The 24,337-nt window shown below is 56.4% G+C and carries 16 protein-coding genes; 8 read left to right on the top strand and 8 right to left on the bottom strand.

Annotated features, from left to right (window positions below; all coding sequences use genetic code 11):
* Positions 1-42 precede the first annotated feature (42 nt).
* Complete coding sequence (hrpA, locus tag ACL2XP_RS12555; RefSeq protein ID WP_413738829.1) at positions 43-3,930, bottom strand: ATP-dependent RNA helicase HrpA; 3,888 nt, start codon at positions 3,928-3,930, stop codon at positions 43-45.
* A 233-nt stretch (positions 3,931-4,163) separates the two neighbouring features.
* On the opposite strand from hrpA, the gene ACL2XP_RS12550 reads away from it, so the two are divergent.
* Entirely contained in the window at positions 4,164-4,769 is a 606-nt protein-coding gene (locus ACL2XP_RS12550) for an FMN-dependent NADH-azoreductase (protein ID WP_413738828.1), read from the top strand.
* 902 nt (positions 4,770-5,671) lie between these two features.
* Here the strand turns inward: ACL2XP_RS12550 and ACL2XP_RS12545 are convergent.
* Together ACL2XP_RS12545 and ACL2XP_RS12540 are read right to left on the bottom strand one after the other, a co-directional pair.
* On the bottom strand, positions 5,672-5,899 hold the full coding sequence (locus ACL2XP_RS12545) for a YnbE family lipoprotein (protein ID WP_413738827.1): 228 nt from the start codon (positions 5,897-5,899) through the stop codon (positions 5,672-5,674).
* On the bottom strand, positions 5,896-8,928 hold the full coding sequence (locus tag ACL2XP_RS12540) for a YdbH domain-containing protein (protein ID WP_413738826.1): 3,033 nt from the start codon (positions 8,926-8,928) through the stop codon (positions 5,896-5,898). The genes ACL2XP_RS12545 and ACL2XP_RS12540 overlap by 4 nt, the downstream gene beginning before the upstream one ends.
* A gap of 179 nt (positions 8,929-9,107) precedes the next feature.
* Here ACL2XP_RS12540 and ACL2XP_RS12535 point away from each other — a divergent pair, with 179 nt between their 5' ends.
* Positions 9,108-10,103 (top strand): 2-hydroxyacid dehydrogenase, encoded by a 996-nt coding sequence (locus tag ACL2XP_RS12535; RefSeq protein WP_413738825.1) that lies wholly within the window; start codon positions 9,108-9,110, stop codon positions 10,101-10,103.
* 96 nt (positions 10,104-10,199) lie between these two features.
* On the opposite strand, the gene ACL2XP_RS12530 is transcribed toward ACL2XP_RS12535, so the two are convergent.
* The 3 genes from ACL2XP_RS12530 to ACL2XP_RS12520 all read right to left on the bottom strand — a co-directional run bounded on the left by ACL2XP_RS12530 (position 10,200) and on the right by ACL2XP_RS12520 (position 13,652).
* Positions 10,200-11,498: a hypothetical protein gene (locus ACL2XP_RS12530; protein ID WP_413738824.1), complete on the bottom strand. Its 1,299-nt coding sequence runs from the start codon at positions 11,496-11,498 to the stop codon at positions 10,200-10,202.
* A 42-nt stretch (positions 11,499-11,540) separates the two neighbouring features.
* The gene (locus ACL2XP_RS12525; RefSeq protein WP_413738823.1) at positions 11,541-13,088 is read right to left on the bottom strand and encodes a hypothetical protein; all 1,548 of its coding nucleotides are present in this window, start codon (positions 13,086-13,088) and stop codon (positions 11,541-11,543) included.
* A gap of 324 nt (positions 13,089-13,412) precedes the next feature.
* Positions 13,413-13,652 (bottom strand): DUF333 domain-containing protein, encoded by a 240-nt coding sequence (locus tag ACL2XP_RS12520; RefSeq protein WP_413738822.1) that lies wholly within the window; start codon positions 13,650-13,652, stop codon positions 13,413-13,415.
* Between the two features lie 235 nt (positions 13,653-13,887).
* Between ACL2XP_RS12520 and nifJ the strand changes: the two genes are divergently transcribed.
* The 3 genes from nifJ (at position 13,888) to ttcA (ending at position 19,089) form a co-directional block, all read left to right on the top strand.
* A complete protein-coding gene (gene nifJ, locus ACL2XP_RS12515) occupies positions 13,888-17,430 on the top strand; it encodes a pyruvate:ferredoxin (flavodoxin) oxidoreductase (protein ID WP_413738821.1) in 3,543 nt (1,180 codons plus the stop codon).
* Between the two features lie 113 nt (positions 17,431-17,543).
* Entirely contained in the window at positions 17,544-18,089 is a 546-nt protein-coding gene (locus ACL2XP_RS12510; protein ID WP_413738820.1) for a hypothetical protein, read from the top strand.
* A gap of 76 nt (positions 18,090-18,165) precedes the next feature.
* Positions 18,166-19,089, top strand: coding sequence for a tRNA 2-thiocytidine(32) synthetase TtcA (gene ttcA / locus ACL2XP_RS12505; RefSeq protein WP_413738819.1), 924 nt, complete (start codon positions 18,166-18,168; stop codon positions 19,087-19,089).
* A 625-nt stretch (positions 19,090-19,714) separates the two neighbouring features.
* On the opposite strand, the gene zntB is transcribed toward ttcA, so the two are convergent.
* On the bottom strand, positions 19,715-20,698 hold the full coding sequence (zntB, locus tag ACL2XP_RS12500; protein WP_413738818.1) for a zinc transporter ZntB: 984 nt from the start codon (positions 20,696-20,698) through the stop codon (positions 19,715-19,717).
* A gap of 464 nt (positions 20,699-21,162) precedes the next feature.
* Between zntB and ACL2XP_RS12495 the strand changes: the two genes are divergently transcribed.
* Both ACL2XP_RS12495 and ACL2XP_RS12490 read left to right on the top strand, forming a co-directional pair.
* Positions 21,163-21,339 (top strand): hypothetical protein, encoded by a 177-nt coding sequence (locus ACL2XP_RS12495; RefSeq protein ID WP_413738817.1) that lies wholly within the window; start codon positions 21,163-21,165, stop codon positions 21,337-21,339.
* 7 nt (positions 21,340-21,346) lie between these two features.
* Positions 21,347-21,673, top strand: coding sequence for a hypothetical protein (locus tag ACL2XP_RS12490; protein WP_413738816.1), 327 nt, complete (start codon positions 21,347-21,349; stop codon positions 21,671-21,673).
* A 152-nt stretch (positions 21,674-21,825) separates the two neighbouring features.
* Here ACL2XP_RS12490 and ACL2XP_RS12485 read toward each other — a convergent pair whose 3' ends face one another.
* On the bottom strand, positions 21,826-23,457 hold the full coding sequence (locus ACL2XP_RS12485) for a peptide ABC transporter substrate-binding protein (RefSeq protein WP_413738815.1): 1,632 nt from the start codon (positions 23,455-23,457) through the stop codon (positions 21,826-21,828).
* A 144-nt stretch (positions 23,458-23,601) separates the two neighbouring features.
* Here ACL2XP_RS12485 and mpaA point away from each other — a divergent pair, with 144 nt between their 5' ends.
* On the top strand, positions 23,602-24,318 hold the full coding sequence (gene mpaA / locus ACL2XP_RS12480) for a murein tripeptide amidase MpaA (protein ID WP_413738814.1): 717 nt from the start codon (positions 23,602-23,604) through the stop codon (positions 24,316-24,318).
* Positions 24,319-24,337 lie beyond the last annotated feature (19 nt).

Here is a 24,337-nt window from a genome sequence, read left to right as displayed (position 1 = left end):
GGCATCGCGGCGCCTGGCGGTTTTAGCGTCAAGCGCCGTTGGTTATGCCTGTATCTGCTCCATCGCCTGCATGATGCGTTTTTCCGAGATGGGATAAGGCGTGCCCAATTGCTGGGCAAAATAGCTTACCCGCAGTTCCTCCAGCATCCAGCGAATCTCTTTGACATCCCCATCGTCACGCCTGATCTGCGGCAATTTATCCAGCCATTGCCGCCAGGCCTGCTGCGCCTGTTCGACTTTTAACATCTGCGCGCGATCGCGGTGGACATCGTTCGCCAGTTTCTCAAGACGGCGCTCAATGGCCCGCAGGTAACGCAGGGTATCGGGCAAGCGTTTCCAGCCGTTGCCGGTAACGAAGCCCCGGTATACCAGGCCGCCCATTTGCGCCTTGATATCGGATAGCGCAAGGGCCAGGCCGATATCCACGCGGCCTTTCAACCGTTTGTTAATGGCAAATACCGCCGTCAGGATTTGTTCAACCTGCCCGGCTATCTCCACCACCGTGGGATTGAGATTGGCGCGCACGTACTCTTGCAGAGCCGCATATTGCTCTTCGCGCCAGACCAGCCCGCCCTGCTGCTCCATAAGCTTATCGACGCCGCAGGTGATACAGTCGTCGATCAAGTCCATCACTTTGCCAAAGGGATTGAAATAGAGTCCCAGCTTGGCTTTATTGGGCAGTTTTTCATGCAGATATTTTATCGGCGAAGGGATATTGATTAGCAGCAGGCGCCGGGTGCCGAGCCACATCGCCCGGCGCTGATCGTGCTCGGTTTCGAACAGGCGGATGGCGACGCTGTCTTTTTCATCCACCAGGGCCGGATACGCTTTTAACGAGTAACCGCCTTTTTTCTGCTCGTAGCGCTCCGGCAAATCGCCGAAACTCCAGATATGCAGATCACGCTGCTCCAGCCCGTCATCCGCCACCGCGGAGAGGGTCTGCTGGACATTATCCTTCAGCTTTAATTTGAGCGCATCCAGATCCTTGCTCTCGCCGAGGGTTTTGCGTTTATCATCGATGACCCGGAAAGTCACTTTCAGATGGTCCGGCACCTGGTCCCATTGCCAGGCATCGCGGTCGATGGTTACTCCGCTCATGCGCCGCAGTTCGCGCTCCATCACGTCCAGCAACGGCCCGTCGGCAGGCGAGGCGCGGCCCAGCAAGGCTTCGGCATAATTTGGCGCCGGGACAAAGTTACGGCGTAACGGTTTAGGCAGGGATTTTATCAGCGCGATGATCAATTCCCGCCGGACGCCGGGGATTTGCCAGTCAAAACCGGCGCCGGTGACCTGATTAAGCACCGGCAAGGGAATATGCACCGTCACGCCGTCTGCGTCCGCACCGGGCTCGAACTGGTACGTCAGCCTCAGCTTGAGATTGCCCTGTTGCCAGGAATTCGGGTAGTCCAGGGCGCTGATGTCATCCGCCCCTTCCTTAATCAGCATGCTCTTTTCGAAGTTCAAGCGCTCGGGGTCCTGCCTGGACTCTTGCCGCCACCAGGTGTCGAAATGCTGCGCGGACACCACCTCCTGGCCGATGCGCCGATCGTAGAACGCGAATAGCGTTTCGTCGTCCACCAGGATATCCCGGCGGCGCGATTTATGCTCCAGCTCTTCCACCTCCCCCAATAATCGGCGATTAGCGTGGAAGAAGGGGTGGCGCGTCTGCCAGTCCCCTTCCACCAGCGCATGGCGGATAAACAGCTCCCGGCATAATTCAGGGTCAATCTGGCCATAATTAACTTTGCGGCCGGTGACGATCGGCAAGCCGAGCAGCGTCACTTTTTCAATGGCGATAACCGCGCCGGCGGCTTTTTCCCAATGGGGTTCGCTGTAGCTATGTTTGACTAAATGCTGCGCCAGCGGCTCGATCCATTCCGGATCGATGCGCGCGGCGATGCGCCCCCACAGGCGGGTGGTTTCCACCAGTTCGGCCACCATGGTCCATTTTGGCGGTTTTTTAAACAGGCCGGACCCGGGATAGATAGAGAACCGGGCGTTGCGCGCCCCGGTAAACTCCTGCTTATCCACATCTTTTTGCCCGATATGGGAAAGCAGGCCGGACAGTAGCGCGCAATGCAGGCCGCGATAATCCGCGGGCTGGGTATTCACCGGCAGTCCGAGGGTTTTTACCGTCTGGCGCAGCTGGGTATAAACGTCCTGCCATTCCCGCACCCGCAGGTAGCTGAGGAAATCCGTGCGGCATTGGCGCCGGAATTGGCTGGAAGACAGCGTTTTTTGCTGCTCTTGCAGATAGTCCCATAAATTAACGAAGGCGATAAAATCAGATTCTTTATCGGCAAAACGGCGGTGTTTTTCGTCCGAGGCCTGCTTTTTATCCAGCGGCCGCTCGCGGGGGTCCTGGATGGACAGCGCGGCGGCAATCACCATGACCTCGCGCACGCAGCCGTTATTGCGCGCTTCCAGCACCATTCGGGCCAGACGCGGGTCCAGCGGCAGCTGCGCCAGTTGCCGTCCCAGCGGGCTGAGCCGGTATCCATGGGCGGATTCCTCCGCCAGCGCGCCCAATTCTTCGAGCAGCCGCACCCCGTCCTGGATATGCCGTTTGTCCGGCGCTTCCACAAAGGGAAACGCGGCGATATCCCCTAGCCCCAGGGCGGTCATCTGCAAGATGACCGAGGCCAGATGGGTGCGCAGAATTTCCGGGTCGGTAAACTCCGGACGCGAGAGGAAGTCCTCCTCCGAATAGAGCCGGATGCAAATCCCTTCCGACACGCGACCGCAGCGCCCTTTGCGCTGGTTGGCGGACGCCTGGGAAATGGGTTCGATGGGCAGCCGCTGTACCTTGGTGCGAAAGCTGTACCGGCTGATGCGCGCGGTGCCAGGATCGATGACATATTTAATGCCCGGTACGGTGAGCGAGGTTTCCGCCACGTTGGTGGCCAACACGATGCGCCGGCCGCTGTGGGACTGGAATACGCGGTTTTGTTCGCTGTTGGAGAGCCGGGCATAGAGCGGCAGCACTTCCGTATGGGGCAAGTCCAGCTTATTCAGGCCGTCGGCGGTATCGCGGATTTCACGCTCGCCGCTCATGAAAATCAGGATATCGCCGGGCGCTTCGCGGCTTAGTTCGTCCACCGCGTCGAAGATAGCCTGGGACTGGTCGCGCTCGTTTTCGTCCTCGATTTCCACCATGGGCCGGTAGCGCACTTCCACCGGATAGGTGCGCCCGGACACTTCGATAATCGGCGCGTTATTAAAATGTTTGGAAAAGCGCTGCGGGTCGATGGTGGCCGAGGTGATGATCACCTTCAAATCCGGGCGTTTCGGTAATAGCTGATGCAGGTAGCCGAGGATAAAATCGATATTCAGACTGCGTTCATGGGCTTCATCGATGATTAACGTATCGTATTGCAGCAACTGGCGATCCTGCTGGATTTCCGCCAGCAGGATACCGTCGGTCATCAACTTAACCAGGGTTTGTTCGCTGATTTGATCGTTAAAACGCACTTTATAACCGACCGCCGCGCCCAAAGGCGTCGCCAGCTCCTGGGCGATGCGATCGGCGACGCTGCGCGCCGCCAGGCGGCGGGGCTGGGTATGGCCGATCAGGCCGGTAATGCCCCTGCCCAGCTCCAGGCAGATTTTGGGTATTTGGGTGGTTTTGCCCGAGCCGGTTTCACCGGCGATAATCACCACCTGGTGATCGCGGATCGCCTGTAATATATCGGCCCGTTTTTGGCTGACCGGCAGGTTTTCCGGGTATGTAATGGCCGGACAGGCGGCCCGCCGGTTGGCCGCGCGCTGGGCCGAAGCCGCGATATCGGCGGCGATTTGTTCGGCGATGGCGGATTGTGCCGCCGGAGGGTTGACTTTCAGCGCCCCCTGCAAGCGGCGACGTAAAACTGTTTTATCGCGGAGCATGACTGACTCCAGCGAAGCGGACAGTGCCGCCAGCGATGACTTCACGATAGCTTTCCTTCCTCTGCGGCCGGCTTACGCATAATGCCCCGGCCCGGAGATTGTTAATTGTTGCAGGTAGTTTACCATATCCCCGGCGGCGACTTTGCGCGGCTTGCGGGTCATTCAATAAATTCGAACAAACAGCTCGAAATATTACGCTATCACTGCGCGGGGTAACACCATAGAGTGCTTGTTATCGCCTAAAGGTCAATGACCTAAAAAAGAATAAGGAACGAAACATGAGCAAAGTATTAATTCTTAAATCAAGTATTTTGGCCACTTTTTCCCAGTCCAACCAGCTAGCCGATTTTTTCATCGAAGAGTGGCAAAAAGCCCATAGCGACGATCGGATTACCGTGCGGGATTTGGCCGCACAAACGGTTCCGGTGCTGGATGGGGAATTGGTCGGCGCGCTGCGCCCCGCTGATGCCACGTTGACTCCGCGCCAGCAGGAAGCGTTGGATTTGTCCGACGAACTGATTAATGAATTGCAGGATAACGATGTGATTGTTATGGCGGTGCCCATGTACAATTTCAATATTCCTACCCAATTAAAGAACTATTTTGACTTGGTGGCCCGCGCCGGCGTCACCTTCCGTTATAGCGAACAAGGCCCGGAAGGTTTGGTTAAAAACAAGCGTGTTGTTATCCTGACCACCCGCGGCGGCATTCATAAAGATACGCCGAGCGATTTGGTTACCGCTTATCTGCGTCTGTTCCTGGGTTTCCTGGGCATGACCGATGTGCAGTTCGTGTTTGCCGAAGGCGTGGCCTACGGTCCTGAAGTGGCCGGCAAGGCGCAGGATGAAGCCAAAGCGGCTATCGGCCAGTTTATCGCCGCCTGATAACAGATGTTATTGCCTACCCTCAAATTGGCAAAATTGTAGCACAGCGCCAGCGCATCTTCGGATGCGTTTTTTTATTCCGGACAACGGGAGGCCGGCAGGCTCTCCCTCGAATGCGGCTTGCCGCAGGTTCGGTGCTTGCGGGCCTAGCGCTCCAAGGGGTGTTTGGGCGGCCAGGAAAACCATGGCCGCTTCAACCCCTACGGCACGCTCTCCCTCGAACACGGCTTGCCGCAGGTCCGGTGCCTGCGGGCCTAGCGCGCCAAGGGGTGTTCGGGCGGCCAGGAAAACCATGGCCGCTTCACCCCCTACGGCAGGCTCTCCCTCGAACACGGCTTGCCGCAGGTCCTGTGCCTGCGGGCCTAGCGCGCCAAGGGGTGTTCGGGCGGCCAGGAAAACCATGGCCGCTTCAACCCCTACGGCACGCTCTCCCTCGAACACGGCTTGCCGCAGGTCCGGTGCCTGCGGGCCTAGCGCGCCAAGGGGTGTTCGGGCGGCCAGGAAAACCATGGCCGCTTCACCCCCTACGGCAGGCTCTCCCTCGAACACGGCTTGCCGCAGGTCCTGTGCCTGCGGGCCTAGCGCGCCAAGGGGTGTTCGGGCGGCCAGGAAAACCATGGCCGCTTCAACCCCTACGGCACGCTCTCCCTTGAACACGGCTTGCCGCAGGTCCGGTGCCTGCGGGCCTAGCGCGCCAAGGGGTGTTCGGGCGGCCAGGAAAACCATGGCCGCTTCAACCCCTACGGCACGCTCTCCCTTGAACACGGCTTGCCGCAGGTCCGGTGCCTGCGGGCCTAGCGCGCCAAGGGGTGTTCGGGCGACCAGGAAAACCATGGCCGCTTCAACCCCTACGGCACGCTCTCCCTCGAATGCGGCTTGCCGCAGGTCCGGTGTCTGCGGGTTCAGTGGTCGGCCGCCGGGGTATCGGGGCAGTTTTGAGCGGTTTGGCAGAGGGTGGGTTGCAGTAGCGCCGTGCTTTGTTTGTCCGCCTTAATGGTGATTTCATGCTCGATTTTGACGTTCATATTGATGGTGATCGGTTCTTTTGGCATCGCCAGTTCTATGCGCGGTACGCATGCGCTGGCGCTGGCCGCCAGCAATAATCCGGTAAGCTTATATCCTGATTTCATTGATTTCCCCTTGCTGGCCGGACGGGCACGGTGGCTTGTTTTTCCAAGACTTGCTCCACATTGGTGCCAAAACGCAGGCTGCGCCAGAGCTGAAAGATGTTTTCTTCATGGCGGTAATTAAGCCTAACCTCGCGCTGGGCGTTAATCTGCGGGTTGGTGCCGATAATATGCGCCAGCATAACCATTTCGCCCTCTCGGCCGACGTCCACGTCGGCCCGCAGTCGGGTTATTTCCATATAGCGCAGCCAGCCGATGGCCGCGCCGGTAGCAAGATTCCGGCTGCCGATGGCATCGGCGAACTGTTTATCCAAGCGCAGGGCCATGACGCTGTCGTTGGCTATCCAGCCGTGACGGATATAGCCGCGCGCATCGTCGAAATGTAGCGGCAATTCGCCGCTGACGCGACCGGAAATGGCAAACTGCTTGGGCTTGAGGGCGGTGATCAGTTGACTCATTTCGATGGAATCGACTTTCAGCACCGCGGCGTCGCGCTGCGGCAGGCTAAGCGGCGTAAGATGAATACTGCCGCCCAGCGTATCGACATCCACTCCGGTCAGGGTAAGCGGCCGCCGCTGGTCATAAGGATAATAGCCGCGCAGTCCCACCACCAGGTTATTGAGCGCTACCGGCGTGGCGACCGAGTCAATGCGCAACGAGATCGGCTGTTTAACGCCCAACAGCCAGCGCTGGTCCTGCAGGCGGTAGGAGAGATCGAGCGCCACCCCATGCAGCCGGTTTTCATCCATCCAGATATCGCCGCGGCTCACCGTGGCGTGGCCGCCGGCCAGAAAACCTTGGCCGGCGGCGGCGGAAAACGCGCTTTGCGCATTAAATTCCCCGGCGCGCAGCGTAATTTTTAAATCCGGTTCGAGCAATGTTTGAAATACCGCCAGGGGTTGTTTCGGCCACCAGGCCTGGCCGCGCAGGCGGGTGCCGTCCCAGCGGCCATTCAGGCGCACCGGGCCAATGGTTTGCCCCGCCCGGGCGGGGTTATTATCCGCCGCGCCGCTGGCCTCCGGGTCGCCGGGTCGCACGCGGGCCTGTATCTGGCCGCGCCATAGGAAATTTTGCGGATCGCGCCCGGCCAGTTGGAGCGTTAGGGCCGGCCACGGTAAATATCCGCCGCGGGTAATGTCTATGCGGCGCGCATCAAGGCGCAGCGCGCCGGCCAGGGCCGGTTGCCGTTCGTCCCGGACCCAGCGCAACGGCGACAGCAGCGACAAACGGGGCGTCACCACGTTGACCAAACCATAACTCAGGCGATTAAGCCCGCTGGAGAGTTCGCTCAGTTCGATGGTTTGCGCCAGCCATGAACCGCGCCCGCTGATATCCCACTGCGCGCTAAACGGCGCCAAATAGCCGCCGCCCCAGTATCGCCAGCGCCACTGCCCTTTATCCGGCAGGAAGTCGGTCGCCCGGCCGTCCATATGCAGGGTAAAGCGTCCATAATCGGTGGCGTCCGCCTGCAAGATGGCCTGCAGCCGGCCGCTGAGGCCGCGCGCCGAGAGCTGCACGCCCGCCAGCGGCAGACGGGCGCTGTTGATGTTGAGCAACGGGGAGACCGGTCCCACCACCCGCAGCAAAGCGCCGGGCAGCATGGCCAGGATCGGGTCGGTAAGCAGGCCGCGCAGCTGGCCTGGAATCGACGCGTACAGCGCTAAGTCACCCTGGTTGGCCGTGCCGGTAAAATGGAAGTCGAGGGCATTATCGACCAGGCGCAGCGGGCCGGGGCCGACGGTAAGCACCGCATTGGCCTTGCCGCGCAGTCCCTGGGTCAGCATATTCATGCGGGCGGTGATCGCCAGCGCCTGCTCCCCCGCCAGCCAGTTATTCAAGGTGACGGCGATATGGCCCGACAGGGGTTGGGTGGCGTAAGGCCAGCGCCAATCGCCGTCGGTAATGAGCAAATCCGCGCCGGCGATCCGCCAGGGCAAGCGCGCCAGCATAATCCCGCTGTGCGGCTCGGCGACCTGCAGCACTCCCTGGGTTTGCCGCCAGCTCAGCGTGGCGTCAAGGGGGATGCCGCCGGGCAGTATCAGCGCCGCATAGATTTGCCCTTGTTGCGGCGGCATGGCTACCTGCGGCGACAGCGTCATGGCGCCGCGCAGCGTTATCTGCCAGGCGCCGGAGCCGCCGCCGACCGCGGGGTTATCCGCGCCCGCCTTGCCGGGGCCGGCGACAGGCAAAGCGTATGGGATATTCCCAGGCATGGCGCCAGCGGGAATATCCGTCGCGCTGCCCGGGATAGTGGCAGGACTGGCGCCTGGCCGGCCCGGGGCGCCGCCTGGAATAAAACGCGCAACCGTGGCCAATATCGTGCTTGGCAGCGCGCTGGGCAAAGCGCCGCGGATACTTGCCGCCGAGGTAGCAGGCCTAATGCCGGCCATGGATTCCGGCAAGGCTTGCGCTACCGCGGCAAGCGGCGCCGCCTCTGCGCGCAGGGTAAATTCATCGATGGTTAGCTGTTGTTCCCGTAATTGCGCGGCCAGCGTCAGGCGTTCATTGTGATAACGCAGCTGCGTGCGGCCGGCAAGGTGCGCCAGGTCCAGACTGCCCGCATACCCTTGCCAGGGGGCTACCGTCAGGCGATCGATATGTAATTCGGTCTGCGGTACGATGCGATCGAGGGAGGCCCAGGTCAGCGGGGCACTGCCCGCCTGCGCGGGCGTGCTCGCCGCGCAGGCGGTATCCAGCGTGACCTGGCCGGTGGTAAGGCGCCACACGCCGCCGCGGCGCCGGGCGCTGAGATCCTGGCCCGTAAGCCAAACGCAGGTTGGCCGGTTGAGCGAGAGACCCGGCAGGGTGATCGCCCCGTTTTGCCAGCCGGGCCGGCCGTCAAGAACCACCCGCACATCGGCAGGCAGGGCCAGGCCGGCGACCACCGGCAGCCAGAACGGCAAAAAATACCAGCCGGCGGCCAGCGTTATCAGGAGCGCCGCCGGCATAACCAGGATAATACGGCCGGGTTTGCGTAAAAAAACGCCTACCCGCCTGATTCCGTGCCAAAAAGTGCCTGATACGCTGGTCATGACATTCCTTTATTGTCCCAATGCCTGCAAGATACCATACTTATAAACAAGTCAATATTTTGGTGCATCGGCGCCGACCCGCACATTTTTCCGTATCGGCAATTCGTGCCGGCAAGAACGGGGACGAAACGAAACGCGCCGCGCGCCGGTAACCTTGGGCCAAACTTATGGGGAAACATATGAAGCTAGCTGTCTATAGTACCAAAAACTACGATAATAAATATTTATCGCAGGTGAATGAGGATTTCGGTTTTGAACTGGAGTTTTTCGAGTTTCAATTAACCCCGCGCACCGCCAAAACCGCCGAAGGCTGCGATGCGGTCTGTATCTTTGTCAACGACGACGGCGGACGGGATGTATTGCAGGCGCTGGCTGATTTGGGCGTGAAGATCGTGGCGCTGCGCTGCGCCGGTTTTGATAATGTGGATTTAGCGGCGGCCAAGGAGCTGGGTATCCAGGTGGCGCGGGTGCCGGCGTACTCGCCGGAAGCGGTGGCCGAACACGCCATCGGCCTGATGATGTGCCTGAACCGGCGCATCCACCGCGCATACCAGCGCACCCGCGACGCCAACTTTTCCCTGGAGGGACTGATCGGTTTTAATATGCATAACCGTACCGCCGGCGTTATCGGCACCGGTAAAATCGGCGTGGCGGCCATGCGTATCCTGAAGGGCTTTGGCATGCGTTTGCTGGCGTTTGACCCCTACCCTAATGCCCAGGCGTTGGAACTGGGCGCCGAGTATGTGGATCTCAAGACGCTGTTCGCCCAATCCGATGTGATTACCCTGCACTGTCCGTTAACGCCGGAGAACCATCATTTGCTCGATCAGGCGGCCTTTGCGCAAATGAAAGACGGCGTAATGGTGATCAATACCAGCCGCGGCGGCCTGATTGACTCACAGGCGGCAATCGAAGCGCTCAAGCAGCAAAAAATCGGGGCGCTGGGAATGGACGTCTATGAAAATGAACGGGATCTGTTTTTTGAAGACAACTCCAACGACGTGATCCAGGATGATGTGTTCCGCCGCCTGTCCGCCTGTCATAATGTGCTGTTTACCGGCCACCAGGCATTTCTTACCGAAGAAGCGCTGACCAGCATTGGTGAAGTGACTTTGCAGAATCTGCTGCAATTAAGTAAAGGGGAACACTGCCCTAATGTGATCGGCGCGCAGTAGCAATTTAGTTCTTGCTTCACTTTCCGGCTCCGACAGGCAATCAAAAAGGAGCCGGACTGACGGAAATTGATTTTCCCTCTGGACAAAATTTACCGCTTAATCGGCTGAAAAGATATCCTTGTAAAAATAAAATGCTTTAAAAGGGCGATTTTGATAATAAGGTAATAAGCCCGGCACAACAAAATTGGCCTCAATTGATAAAGAATGAACAGACATCTTTCTCATATGTTTTGTTAATTCCACATTGTCGCATTCGTTATTGTCATGGTGAAAAATATATTTTATGCAATCCGCATCGGCTTTATGAGTCATAAAGTCGATATATTTTTTCCTTAGCTCTTCATTATTTATACCGTGCCGTTCTAACGCCAGCTCAACCCCTGCCCTATGGCTAATTTTAAAATTTTTGCATGATGGTAATACTACATATTTCAAACTGTATTTTTGCATGTCTTCAATCAATAATTTACAAGTAATATTATATTTTTTTGCGATCTCGAGACAATTGCCATGCAATTCAAGCTCGCTTTTTATTGTTCCACCCTTGATAGAGTAGTAGAGCAATATATTTCTAGCGGTAGGCGGTAATTTAAACGCTTCCATTACTACATCAACGTGTTTTTTATCGAATATGGACTTCATTGCAAGCATCAGCTTAAGCTTTTCCAGACTTGGACCAAATCGAACAATTATATATTTTATAAACCGGTTAAGCATCGGGCGCAAATTAAATTTTTCGGCTTCTCCGAGTAACATCATACAATCATGTACAAAATACCCATTAATTTCCACAATTAATTTTATGACGCAAAGTTTAAAAAATATTTCAGGTTGAATTTGCCTCTCTGAAGCTGAAGAAATAAATTCATTCAAATCCCCATAATTCTTGATTGATTCAAGTTCGGCTATGAGTTTTTCACTTTCAGCACAAAGAAATTTGGCGGGAATAATATCGTTAATACCATGGCGCAAAGTGGTAGGCCACGGCCGTTTTGAGGAATTGTCCGGGACCGCAGAGGGAACAGGCACATTATTTTCCGCCGGGGAATTTGGCGGCCCATCCGCATAGCATGAATGAGAGGCCTGACCCGCTCTCGGTGCCGGTACCGGTTTGATGACCGCCGCCGGCGTATTGGCAACGGCCCCGTATTGTGCCGCCGTCGCCGCGATATTCGCCGCCGACGGCCGTAGACTATAACGTTTCGCGGGCACCGGCGGCCCGCCGGCGCGGCTTTCACTTATGCCGCTGTTTGAAAACGCTGCACTGGGAATATTACCCGCGCGCGCCAACTCGCCGCTGAAATGCGGATTGTTGGCCAGGATCGATAGCACTGTCTTGGCGCGCCTGGGTAAAACAGGGGCGGGCGCCGTAGAAACAAGAGTTGGTGGTATCATAACATTCATCCTTAATAGCTACGATTGTGGTTTGATTGTTGTTTAAAAATATCTTTCTTTTTTATTGATAAAATATTTCATGGTTTGGAGGTCTGGCATAAACATGGATCGTCTTTTACCCACGGCATCGGTATATAAAAACCCGGACATATCCCAGTGTTTCAACACCAGCCAACCGATCGCCGAGTCAGGTAAAGTATCGAGGCGTTCCAGCACCTTGGTTTTGTCAGACTCGGCGCAACTTTCAAGCATAGCCAGCGCAGTTCGCATATCCTCCGCCGTTGGCCAACGGGTTATTCTGGCGTCCAGCGGAATAAAATAATCCTTTTTGATATTTGGCTTTTCAGTAGGATAACTGATGCATGTGGTTAAAAACTTAGGAGTGGAAGTATGCAAAGCGCCAATAAAATCGATATTATCGAGCGCTACCGCCCCCTTAAGCGCGGGATGCCGATAGTCGTGGGACTGCGAGGCCCTGCCATAGATAAGCCGGTATTGAAACGAATCATGGTTCAACAGGTGCAATAACCCCCGATTGGCTATTCTGAATACTCGCGCCACCGTCAGGCAGTCTATGCCGGCCCTAACCGCGGCCGAGGCATAATAAATGATTAATTGTTCAGTTTTAAACCGATATTTTTTTTGCACTTGTTCATAGAAGTCCTTTATCCCGGTTAACAAATCAAAGGCAAGGGCAATGTTTAGTATTTTTGGATACGCCCAACAGAGTGTAAAAATTTTACGGTTAGCATAGATTTCTAATAAAATTAATTTTAACGATATTTCGATATGGCCGCCGAATCGCCGTTGTGTGCTGTAATGTTCGCCAAGAGGTTCACTGAAATTATCGAGCAACTCCCCGGCATCAAAATCCTCTTCCGTAGTAGCTAAAAAATGCTTTAGCGCAAACTCCTTGAATTTTGCATCATCTTTATAAAGGGCTATTAAGGTATGATCGTATAATTCGGCCGTGCAATAGCCATGTATATTGACAGGTTCGCTCAACTGCTTAGCTATTTTAGAACTCTCCGCCGTCCTGCATTTATCGTCATCAATGGTAACCGGCTGCGACTGATTCCGGGGGATGTCGATGCTTGCGCACGTTGGCGCAGCGGCCGCGTCGCCAGCAGATAAACCGCCGGGAGATACCGTTATGGCCTGCCGCGAGGCGAAAGTCCTGGGCGGTTTTGGCGGCGCCTGTTCATGGATTGTGTACAGGGAAGCCCCGGGGGACTGTACGGCTGCCGGCTGGTACACAGCAAACGGGTCAACGGCGCGCTGCGCGAGCTGCGCCGGCCCCAGGTGCTGAAGGGCCCACCGATAAGCGAAGGTACCGGGCGGTTTTGGCGGCGCCGGTGCCTGGGGAAGCGGTCCGGGCATGCCATCCCCCGGGGGTGCCGCCGCCCCTAGCGCGTTTGCCCCGCCGCCGCTGTTGCCGGCATTTATAACGCTAGGCGTATCGGCAATATTGCCCACCCCCAGCAAGGCCTCTTTGAACTGAGGATTATTAGCCAGGCGCTGCAATACCGGACAAGCGCGCCTGCCATGTATAACCGCGGGTCCGGGTGACAGGTTTGAATGAGTCATCATACCGTTTTATCCTTAAAAGCAATGTAACGATGAGCCGATAATATATTGATTAGAACATTAACTACGGCAGGGCAGACCCGCAGCAGCGACATTGGATTGCTGGGAATTAACGCCGGAACAATACCTGCGTTATATTGCGACATAACTTATTTTGTTGCAGCTGATTCGGGGATTTGTTTCGAGGGGGTTTATTAATTTTCAGGTTATGGGCATTACTCTCAGGAATATAATGATTTTGTATATAAATAGCCGCACCGATCCCGCAGCGGCGGGGCCGGATAACGTTGCGGGCCTATGGTAGGGGCCGCCCCGGTAACGTATGGCTTAAAAACGCTTGCCGTTGGCCAATTGGCACATCGTCACGGTGCTGCCGTCAAGCTGCTGGGCCAGCGTCATGGTGCCGCCCGCGTTCTGGCAACTGGCGGTAGCGGGAATAGACAATTGCTGGGACAAATGGGCCGAGGACGCCTGCTGCGCCATCTGTTGCGGTTCATCATCGGGAGTGCTGCTGCATGCCGCCAGCAGCAGCGCTGAGAATGCCATAAACCACCGTGAAAACGTCATCGTTCGACTCCGGACTTAACGGGTTAGGAATGTTCTGAGGATTGTCAGTGTAGCCGCACAAAAAGTTAACGTCGAGAACCATTGACTACCTTTTACAAATTTAGACGGGGAAAACATCGCACAAAAGCAAAAATACCCCAGGGTTCCTACTGGTATACTGGCTGCAAATTATGATAACCCAATGATTTGTCGGTTATCAGTCGTTGAGCGGATGTCGCAGAACAAAAGGTAAATAATGATCACCACAGACGGTAATAACGCGGTCGTATCGGTAGCCTACCGAATTAATGAAGTTATCGCCATCTACCCCATTACGCCGAGCTCCACCATGGCGGAGCAGGCCGATGCCTGGTCGGAGGTAGGCACCACCAATATTTGGGGCGATGTGCCGCGGGTGATGGAAATGCAGTCCGAAGGGGGCGCCATCGCCACCGTGCACGGCGCCTTGCAAACCGGCGCGTTATCCACGTCTTTTACCTCGTCCCAGGGATTATTGCTGATGATCCCGACCCTGTATAAACTGGCCGGGCAACTGACGCCGTTTGTATTACACGTAGCGGCCCGTACCGTGGCCACCCACGCGCTGTCGATTTTCGGCGACCATTCCGACGTCATGGCGGTGCGCCAGACCGGCTCCGCCATGCTGTGCGCCAGCAATGTCCAGGAAGCGCAGGATTTTGCATTGATATCGCAAATAGCCAGCCTGAACAGCCGCCTGCCGTTTATTCATTTTTTCGATGGTTTCCGCACCTCCCATGAAATCAATAAAATCGCGCCGTTATCGGACGATACGCTAAAACGCCTGCTGCCCCAGGACGCCATCGACGCCCACCGCAGCCGCGCCCTGACCCCCGATAATCCGGTAATTCGCGGCACGTCTGCCAATCCCGACACCTATTTCCAGTCGCGCGAAGCCACCAATCCCTGGTACAACCAGACCTACTCCCACGTGGAACAGGCGATGGATGCCTTTGCCGGCGCCACCGGGCGGCAATACCGGCCGTTTGAGTACTACGGCCATCCGCAGGCGGAGCGCATTATTATCCTGATGGGGTCGGCCATCGGCACTTGTGAAGAAGTGATCGATACCCTGCTCGCCCGCGGCGAGAAAGTCGGCGTGGTCAAAGTGCGTCTTTATCGCCCCTTCTCGGCCGAGCATTTATTGGCGCAAATTCCCGCCGGCGTGCGCAGCATCGCCGTGCTCGATCGCACCAAAGAACCGGGCGCCCTGGCCGAACCGCTTTACCTCGACGTAATGACCGCCCTGGCGGAGGCCTATAGCCAGGGCCTGCGCGATACCCTGCCGCGCACCATCGGCGGCCGCTATGGTTTATCATCCAAAGAATTCGACCCGGCCTGCGTCCTGGCCATTTTCAATGAGCTGGCGGCGCCGAAGCCCAAACCGCGCTTTACCGTCGGCATCTATGATGATGTCACCAATCTTTCCCTGCCGCTGCCGGAGGCCGACCTGCCGCGGTTGGCCAAGCTGGAGGCCCTGTTCTACGGCCTGGGCAGCGACGGGTCGGTTTCGGCCACTAAAAATAATATAAAAATCATCGGCAACAGCACGCCGATGTTCGCCCAGGGTTACTTCGTCTATGACTCCAAAAAGGCCGGCGGCCTGACGGTCTCCCATTTGCGGGTCAGCGAAAATCCGATTAATTCCGCCTATTTAATCAGCCAGGCGGATTTTATCGGCTGCCATCAATCGCAGTTTATCGACAAATACCAGATGGTGGAACGGCTGCGCACCGGCGGCATATTCCTGCTTAATACTCCCTATGGCGCCGATGAGATCTGGGCGCGTCTGCCGCAGGAAGTGCAGGCGCTGCTTAACGCGCGCCAAGCGCGTTTTTATATCATCAACGCGGCGCAAATCGCCCGTGAATGCCGGCTCGGCGCGCGGATTAATACCGTAATGCAAATGGCTTTCTTCCAGCTGGCCGGCGTTTTGCCGCAGGACAGCGCCCTGGCCGCCCTGCAATCGGCTATTGCCCGCAGCTATAGCAGCAAAGGACAAGATTTGGTGGAGCGCAACTGGCAGGCCCTGGCGGCCACGCGCGAAGCCCTGCACGCCGTGCCGCTGCGGCCGGTCGACGAGCATAGCCCGCTCCGCCCGCCGGTGGTGTCCGACGCCGCCCCGGATTTTGTCAAAACCGTCACCGCCGCCATGCTGGCGGGACTGGGGGACGCGCTGCCGGTTTCCGCCCTGCCGCCGGACGGCACCTGGCCGGTGGGCACCACCAAATGGGAAAAACGCAATATCGCCGAACAAATCCCGCTGTGGAAGCCGGAGCTATGCACCCAGTGCAACCACTGCGTCGCCGCCTGCCCCCACGCGGCCATCCGCGCCAAGGTAGTGGCCCCCGAAGCCCTGGACGCGGCCCCGGCCGGGCTGGCGTCGCTGGATGTTAAATCCCGCGACATGCGCGGCCAGAAATATGTCTTGCAGGTGGCGCCGGAAGATTGCACCGGCTGTAATCTGTGCGTGGAAGTCTGTCCGGCCAAGGACCGGCAGAATCCGGAGATTAAAGCCATCAATATGGCTTCGCGTCTGGAACATGTGGAAGAGGAAAAAACGCATTACGACTTTTTCCTGGATCTGCCGGAAATGGCGGTTTCCCAGTTGGAACGCATCGATATCCGCACTTCGCAGCTGATTACGCCGCTGTTTGAATATTCCGGCGCCTGCTCCGGATGCGGCGAAACCCCCTATATCAAATTGCTGACCCAGCTTTACGGCGATCGGTTGCTGATTGCCAACGCCACGGGGTGCTCATCCATTTACGGCGGCAACCTGCCTTCTACGCCCTACACCACCAATGCCGAAGGCCGTGGCCCGGCTTGGGCCAATTCATTGTTCGAGGATAATGCGGAATTCGGTCTCGGATTTCGCCTGACCGTGGATCATCACCGGCAGCGCGTCCTGCGGCTGCTCAATCAACATGCCGATCTGCTGCCCCCCGCCCTGGTGGCCGGCCTGCAGGCCGACGGCGTAGCGGTGGAGGAGCGCCGCCGGCAAATCGGCCAGCTGCGCGCCGAGCTGCGGGATCGCATCGGCGCCAAGGACGCGAGCGGCGATCTCGGACAACTGGCCCACGATGCGGATTACCTGGTGGATAAATCCATTTGGCTGATCGGCGGCGACGGCTGGGCGTACGATATCGGTTTCGGCGGCCTGGATCACGTGCTGAGCCTGACCGAAAACGTCAATATCCTGGTGCTGGATACCCAATGCTATTCCAATACCGGCGGCCAGCAGTCAAAAGCCACGCCGCTGGGGGCGGTCACCAAGTTCGGCGAGCAGGGCAAACGCAAAGCGCGCAAGGATTTGGGGGTCAGCATGATGATGTACGGCCATGTGTACGTGGCGCAAATCTCATTGGGCGCGCAGCTTAACCAGACGGTGAAAGCCATCCAGGAGGCGGAGGCGTATCCCGGCCCATCGCTGATCATCGCCTACAGTCCTTGCGAAGAGCACGGTTATGACCTGGCGTTAAGCCACGATCAAATGCGCCAACTGACCGCCACCGGCTTCTGGCCGCTCTATCGCTTCGACCCGCGGCGCGCGGACGAAGGCAAACTGCCGCTATCCCTTGATTCACGTCCGCCCAGCAGCGATTTAAGCGCGACATTGCTTAACGAACAGCGCTTCCGGCGGTTGAATACCCAGCAGCCGGAAGTGGCCAGCGCGCTATACCAGGCGGCGGAAAAGGATCTCAAGGTGAAGTACGACTTCCTGGCCAGGATGGCGGGAAAAGCGGATGGCGCCGAGTAACCGGCGCGGCGCGCGGCGGCTGCGCTTCTTCCGGTAGCCGCCGCTTCAGGACTTTTCACCCGGCGGCCGGGGAGTTATGCTTGAGCCTGCCGTTGGGTTAACACAGGTGAATAATGGATCAGGGCGACGTTAATTCCGCGATGCAAGCTACGCCTCGTCATAGCGTACAGGACGTTTTTGTTCTTTCATGGGTGGCCTATATCCGGCCGATAATACTGTTTCTGGCCTTGACGGCCATCGGCCTGATTGTCTCGCAGTCCGCCCGGGACGCTAATTTTATCCTGGTCGGCTACGGCATTTTGTTGGTCGGCATCCTCAAGGTGATTTATGATATCGCCTGGCGCCGCCGCTTCAGGTTTTACTATAACCAAGACGGCGTATGGGTCTACCGGGGCATCCTGCCGTGGAAAAGAGGTATTGGCGGCGTAAAGTGGCGCGATATCGATGAAGCCACTTATGACGCCGGCTTTATCAGCTGGCTGACCAAATCCTACCACGTCCGCGTCGGACACCGCTTTACCCAATCCAGCGAAATTCTGGTTAGCCATATCAAGCGCGGTAATCTGGCGGTAATGCTGATAAACGAGCAATTGATGCAGGATTTTTCCCCGGAAAATATTCAACCCTTCCGCCATAATCGCGTACAATCCGAACCATAGAGCCAAATATAGCATCGGGACATCGCGCCGCGGCGGTTTGTCGCCAGCGCCAGAATAAGTTAAGGGTATCCCCACCGTGGTCAACCAAAAAGAGCAGTACAATCTTAATAAGCTTCAAAAGCGCCTGCGCCGCAATGTGGGCCAGGCCATTGCCGATTTTAATATGATTGAAGAAGGCGATAGGATTATGGTCTGCCTGTCCGGCGGCAAGGACAGCTACACCATGCTGGAGATCCTGCGCAATTTGCAGCAAAGCGCGCCGGTTGATTTTTCGTTGATTGCGGTGAATCTTGATCAAAAGCAGCCGGGTTTTCCCGCAGATATCCTGCCCGCTTATCTGACCGAGCTGGGCGTCGAGTTTAAAATCGTCGAAGAAAATACTTACGGCATCGTGAAAGATAAGATCCCCGCAGATAAAACCACCTGTTCGCTCTGCTCGCGCCTGCGACGCGGCATTCTGTATCGTACCGCCACCGAACTGGGGGCGACCAAAATCGCCCTGGGCCATCATCGTGACGATATCTTGCAAACGCTGTTCCTGAATATGTTCTACGGCGGCAAATTAAAGGCCATGCCGCCTAAGCTGATGAGCGACGACGGCAAGCAGATCGTTATTCGACCGCTGGCCTACTGCCGGGAAAAGGATATCGAGCGCTTTGCCGCGGCCCGCCAATTCCCCATCATCCCCTGCAATCTTTGCGGCTCGCAGCCTAATTTACAGCGCCAGGTCATCGGCAACATGCTCAAGGACTGGGATAAGCTGTATCCGGGACGCATAGAAACCATGTTCCGCGCCGTGCAAAATGTCGTGCCGTCGCATTTGGCCGATAGCCGGCTGTTTGATTTCAAGCAATTGAGCATTGGCGACGAGGTTGTCGACGGCGGCGATCTGGCATTCGATCCCATGCCCATGCCCGCCCGGCCGGCCGCCTGGCTGGAAGACGAGGCGGAACCCGCGCCGGTGCCGGGCGAACGGCTGCCGGTGGTGGAACTCAAATAGTCCACTATGTCCCCGCAATCGATATCGCTGGCCCATGCGGGAAGCGGTGCGCGGACGACGGTAAATAGTCCTGTGCCCGCTTACAGCATATGCGGCGGGGGGTCCTGGATTGGTTTCGGATCGGGGTTATAAGGGGGTTCCAATGGCGGATCGGGCAATGGGTTCGGGATGGGCGGCGGGTCGGTCGGAATAGGTTCGCTGGGGAGCGGCTCATTGGGTATGGTTAATCGGTATACGCTGGTTTTGCCGTATACCGCAGTTATCAGGGTCGAAAGCATTCTGTCCACCTCGCTGAAGAAAGGCTAAAGGATGTGCCACTCATTAAGCATAGAAGGCAATCGGCGGCAGGACAAATGATAAGCGGAACTAACGGATTTGGCGCCGTCCAACGCAGCGGCGCGGCGGAAATATGGCAAAAAAAATGCCGGAGTTATAATCCGGCATTATATGAATTAAATATGCTATGCAATAATTCAAAAAAGGAAGTAAGACAATATGGAGCGCAACGCCCATCGCTTGACGTTGCATTCACCTGCGGGATTGATAATGCCCTATCCTTAGCAGCCACTTATTGATATTGCTCAATAATAATGGCCCTTTTAGGGTTTTTTTATTATTTTACGGCCTAAAGCCATTTGCGCCGTTTTAGCCAAAAGGCGACGCCCAGCACCAATACCACCAGCGACAGGCAAAAGATACTAAAGCCAAACCGCATATTGCCGCCGGGAATACCGCCCAAATTGACGCCGAATAATCCTGTCAGAAAAGTCGTGGGCAGAAAAATCATGGCCATCAGCGACATTGTATAGCCCCGGCGATTTATGGACTCGGCGGTTAGCCAATTAATTTCATCGGCAATCACCGCCGTGCGGGCAATGCCTCCGTCGATATCGTCGATGCCGCGGCCCAGGCGATCGGAGATATCCTGCATGCGCCGGCGGTCGTCGTCGCTCATCCAGGGCAGATGTTCGCTGGCCAGACGGGCGAACACATCCCGCTGGGGCGCCATATAGCGGCGCAGGACGATGAGCTGTTTGCGCAGCCGCGACAATTCTCCCCGCGGCGGAATCAACTGATCGAGCAAGTCGTTTTCCAATACGATAATCCGATCGTGCATATCTTCGATAAATTCGCTGGTATGATCGGTCAGCGTGTCGCACATATCCACCAGCCAGGATCCGCTGTCTTCGGGGCCCTGTTTTTTATGCAGCTCGTCCAGCATTTCCTCCACCGCCTGGATCGGCTGGCGCCGGGTGGACACAATCAGTTTTTCGGTAATATAGATGCGCAGCACAATCAGTTCCTCGGGATACTCTTCAGTATTGAAATTGATGCTGCGCAATATAATCAGCGCCCCTTCGGGTATGCGGTTTACCCGGGGCCGGGTGCTATCGCCGGATAAGGATTCGCGCACCGGATCGGGAATCAGCGCGGACGTGTTTAACCATTCCCTGCTGGCTTGGTGGGCGGTATCCAGGTGCAACCAGCAAGGATGGATGCAATGCGCGATATCCGACTCCTCGATTGGCGTAATTCCGCCTGCGCCGTCCAACTGGCCGGCATAGGCCACCCCTTCGATACTTAAGGCTTCGCGATCAATCCCTTCCAACGGTTAACCCTTTTATAAAAGTTAAAATGCAAGTTTAGCGCTAAACGATGGGAAAATCCTCTGCCCGACCAAACGGATGAACCGCGGCATCCCCCCAGCCGCGATCGCGCAACGGCGCCCATCAATTAAATCAATATTAAACCGATCGCCGATAAGGATCGAATCAAAAAAATTATAATTAACTTATCGTTGAAAATCTTAAAAATCCCGTTTACCATGAACACCGAAATAACCATTTAACCGTCATCTCCAGCAAGAAAAAACATGCCTCATCAAATTATTTAAATGAAAATATAGTTATATGATTAAATGTAATTAAATAGCTAAGTAAATATAATAAATAGTTAAGCAAAATTTAGTTAAAATAAAAAATTTTCCAAGATATAAATAAGCGGAGCAATTGATTTATTTAATATCTATACCCATAAATAAATATCACCCTCACCCTTATACCTGGAGGACTCATGAATATCACCATGTTGCTAAAATCATTGATTGCCGGGGCTGGCGCCGGATACGCCATCACCGGCGCCATATCATTTATCATTCCGGCCGCCACAGCCACTCTGGCCGTGATCTTGCCTATCCTGGGCAGTATAGGCATGGTAGCGCTGTACGTTCGTCAGGAAATGGCCGGATGATACTGACATGGAAGCCTTCTTTTTTCCTCAGGACGAGGACCAGCTTAGCCGATTTTATTTCTTGTTTTCGATACTCTATTTGCTTATACATCTAATCTGGGATCATCATTTCCCCGGGTCACCAAAATTTTCCCTGGCCGTACTGCAATATAAGATTGGCGAAGTTTATTCATCGGCTACCTTTGCTACCAGCTTATTTTTTATCGTTATTTTATTTGATCTAAAAAATCCCTTAAGAATGTCGGATGCGTTTATATTTCCATTAATAATTGCAGCACTAACCGGATTAATGATTTCGTTAAGCGCCATGCAGCCCAAGGAAAGGCGCGCCTAGGGCCCAAGCGGCATTTACTGGCCGGGCGATAGCGTCATCTTGGCCAAGCCTCACTCCCATCACGGTCCATGGGGGTGAGGTTATGTGCCGCCACAGCGGCTAACCGCTTATTACCGGACCTGGGGTCCGGTGCTTGAGCCTGGTGCTTGAGCCTAATGCTTGAGGATGTACATCGTCTGGCTGTAAGCGACATCTTCCGGGTTGGTGATAGGGTAGCCCTGCACCCAGGGTTTAATCAGCCTACCGTTGGTATATTGATAAATCGGCGCGATAGGCGCCTGGTCGGCAATAATCGCCTCGGCTTTATTATAATCCGCGCTGAGCTGCTGGGGGTTGGTTTGCAGGCTGGCCTGCTGGAGCAATTTGTCATACTGTGGATCGTTGAATTTGGCGATATTACCGCTGTGGCTGGCGGTCAATAACGACAGGAACGTGGACGGTTCGTTGTAATCCCCTACCCACGAGGCCCGCACCACGTCAAAATTACCGGTATTGCGGCTGTCGATATAGGATTTCCATTCCTGGTTCACCAGTTTGACATTGACGCCCAGCTTTTTCTTCCACATGGACGCCACGGCGATGGCGATTTTCTCGTGGCTCTCCGAGGTATTGTACAACAAGCTCAGGGTCAGGGGTTTATCGGGGCCGTAACCCGCCGCCTTCATCAATATCTTGGCCTCGCTGTCCAGCTCGTCCTGCGAATGCTGTTGCAGGAAATTGGGCGCCGGCTGATAACCCGCGGTTACGTCGGGGGTTAAATGCCAGGCGGGTTTTTCGCCGGTGCCCACCACTTTTTCCGCGATAATGCGCCGGTCGATGGCATAAGACAGCGCCTTGCGCACCCGCACGTCATCCGTAGGCGCGCGCCGGGTATTAAAAGCATAATAATAGGTGCCCAATTGATCGGGGGTATACACCTGCCCGGGAATATCTTTGAGCAGTTTTTGGTACATGTTCTTCGGGAAGGATTCCGTGATATCGATATCATTGGCAAGATAGCGATTCAGGGCGGACGACTCCTGGTTAATGGGAATAAAGGTCACCTGGGTCAGTACCGTATGCTGGTGATCCCAATAATGCTCCTTAGGGGTCAGGACGATCTTTTCATTCACCACCCGCTGCTGCAATTGAAAGGCGCCGTTACCCACCAGATTGCCGACTTTGGTCCAGTCGTTCCCATATTTTTCCACCGTGGCACGGTGTACCGGAAATAGGCTGAAATTGGCCGTGAGGCTGGCAAAATAAGGCACCGGCTTGCTAAGCTGGACTTTCAGCGTGTAATCGTCCGGCGCGCTCACGCCCAATTGCTCAGCGGTTTTTTTACCGGCGATGATATCCCCGGCGTTTTCCAGTCCCGCCAGTTCGGTGAACCAGGCAAACGCGGAAAGATTTTTAGGATCGGCCAGGCGGCGCCAACTGTAGACAAAGTCATTGGCCGTGACAGGGTCACCATTGGACCAGCGCGCATCCCGGCGCAGATGGAACACGAAATTGCGGTTATCGGTGGTTTGCCAACGGGTGGCTACGCCCGGAATCAGTTTGCCGTTGGCATCTTCATTGACCAGGCCTTCAAACAGATCGCGCACCACTTGGGCCTCCGGCAGGCCGACCACCTTGATGGGGTCCAGGGACGCGGGTTCATCCTTGATATGGCGCACGATTTGCTGCTTGTCCGCCAACTGCGTCCCGGGAGGGACCGTCGCGGCCCAGAGATTGCCGCTCAGGGCGATGATCAACGACGCACAACAAGTGTATTTGAACTGCGGCATAGTGAACTGCGTCATAGCGTTATCCTTGTTCTTGTTCCCAGGGCAGATAGCCGCGTAGCGCTTGACCGGCAAAAAAATCAGCCGAAAGTAAAAACGCCGGGCTTTTTGCGATAAAGTAGATGGGTCAATGTAACGTATTATTTTCGGTCAGGAAACAGCATGCAGTCATTTCACCCACGTTCGCAGCGGGGAAGATTAGCTTCCCTTGGCCAGCCGTACGGGCACTCGGTCCTGGGCGCCCCCCTGCTGTATTTTCCCGCCCACGCCGCCGGGCCGGATACCGGGCTGGTGATCGCCGGCACCCACGGCGACGAAACCGCAAGCGTGGTGGCGCTGTCGTGCGCCCTGCGCACGCTGGCGCCGGGCGGCTTGCGCCACCACGTCATTTTGGCGGTAAACCCGGACGGCTGCCAATTGGGATTGCGGGCCAATGCCAACGGCGTCGATCTGAATCGTAACTTTCCCGCCGGCAACTGGCTGCCGGAGGAAACGGTATATCGCTGGACCAGCGCGGCGACGCAACGCGACGTGCTGCTGTCCACCGGCGCCGGACCGGGTTCCGAACCGGAAACCGCCGCGCTATGCCGGCTTATCAAGGATCTGGCCCCGGCCTGGGTGGTGTCGTTCCATGAACCGCTGGCCTGCGTGGAGCAAGCCGCGCGCTCATCCCTGGCGCAGTGGCTGGCGCAGCGGCTGGGCCTGCCGTTGGTCGGCAGCGTCGGTTACGACACCCCCGGTTCATTCGGCAGTTGGTGCGCGGAAAACGCCATTGCCTGCATCACCGCCGAATTCCCCGCCGTATCGGCCGATGCGGCCACCATTCAATACCTCGACGCCCTGGTCGATCTGCTGGGCTATCGGCCGGACCCGGCTTGAGCATACCCTCCCGCCGCGG

Origin of the sequence: Sodalis sp. RH21, from assembly GCF_047324175.1 — a bacterium.
Lineage (GTDB): Bacteria > Pseudomonadota > Gammaproteobacteria > Enterobacterales > Enterobacteriaceae > Acerihabitans.
Note: the sequence above shows the minus strand (reverse complement) of the source record. Positions and strands in the feature narration are given on the sequence as shown.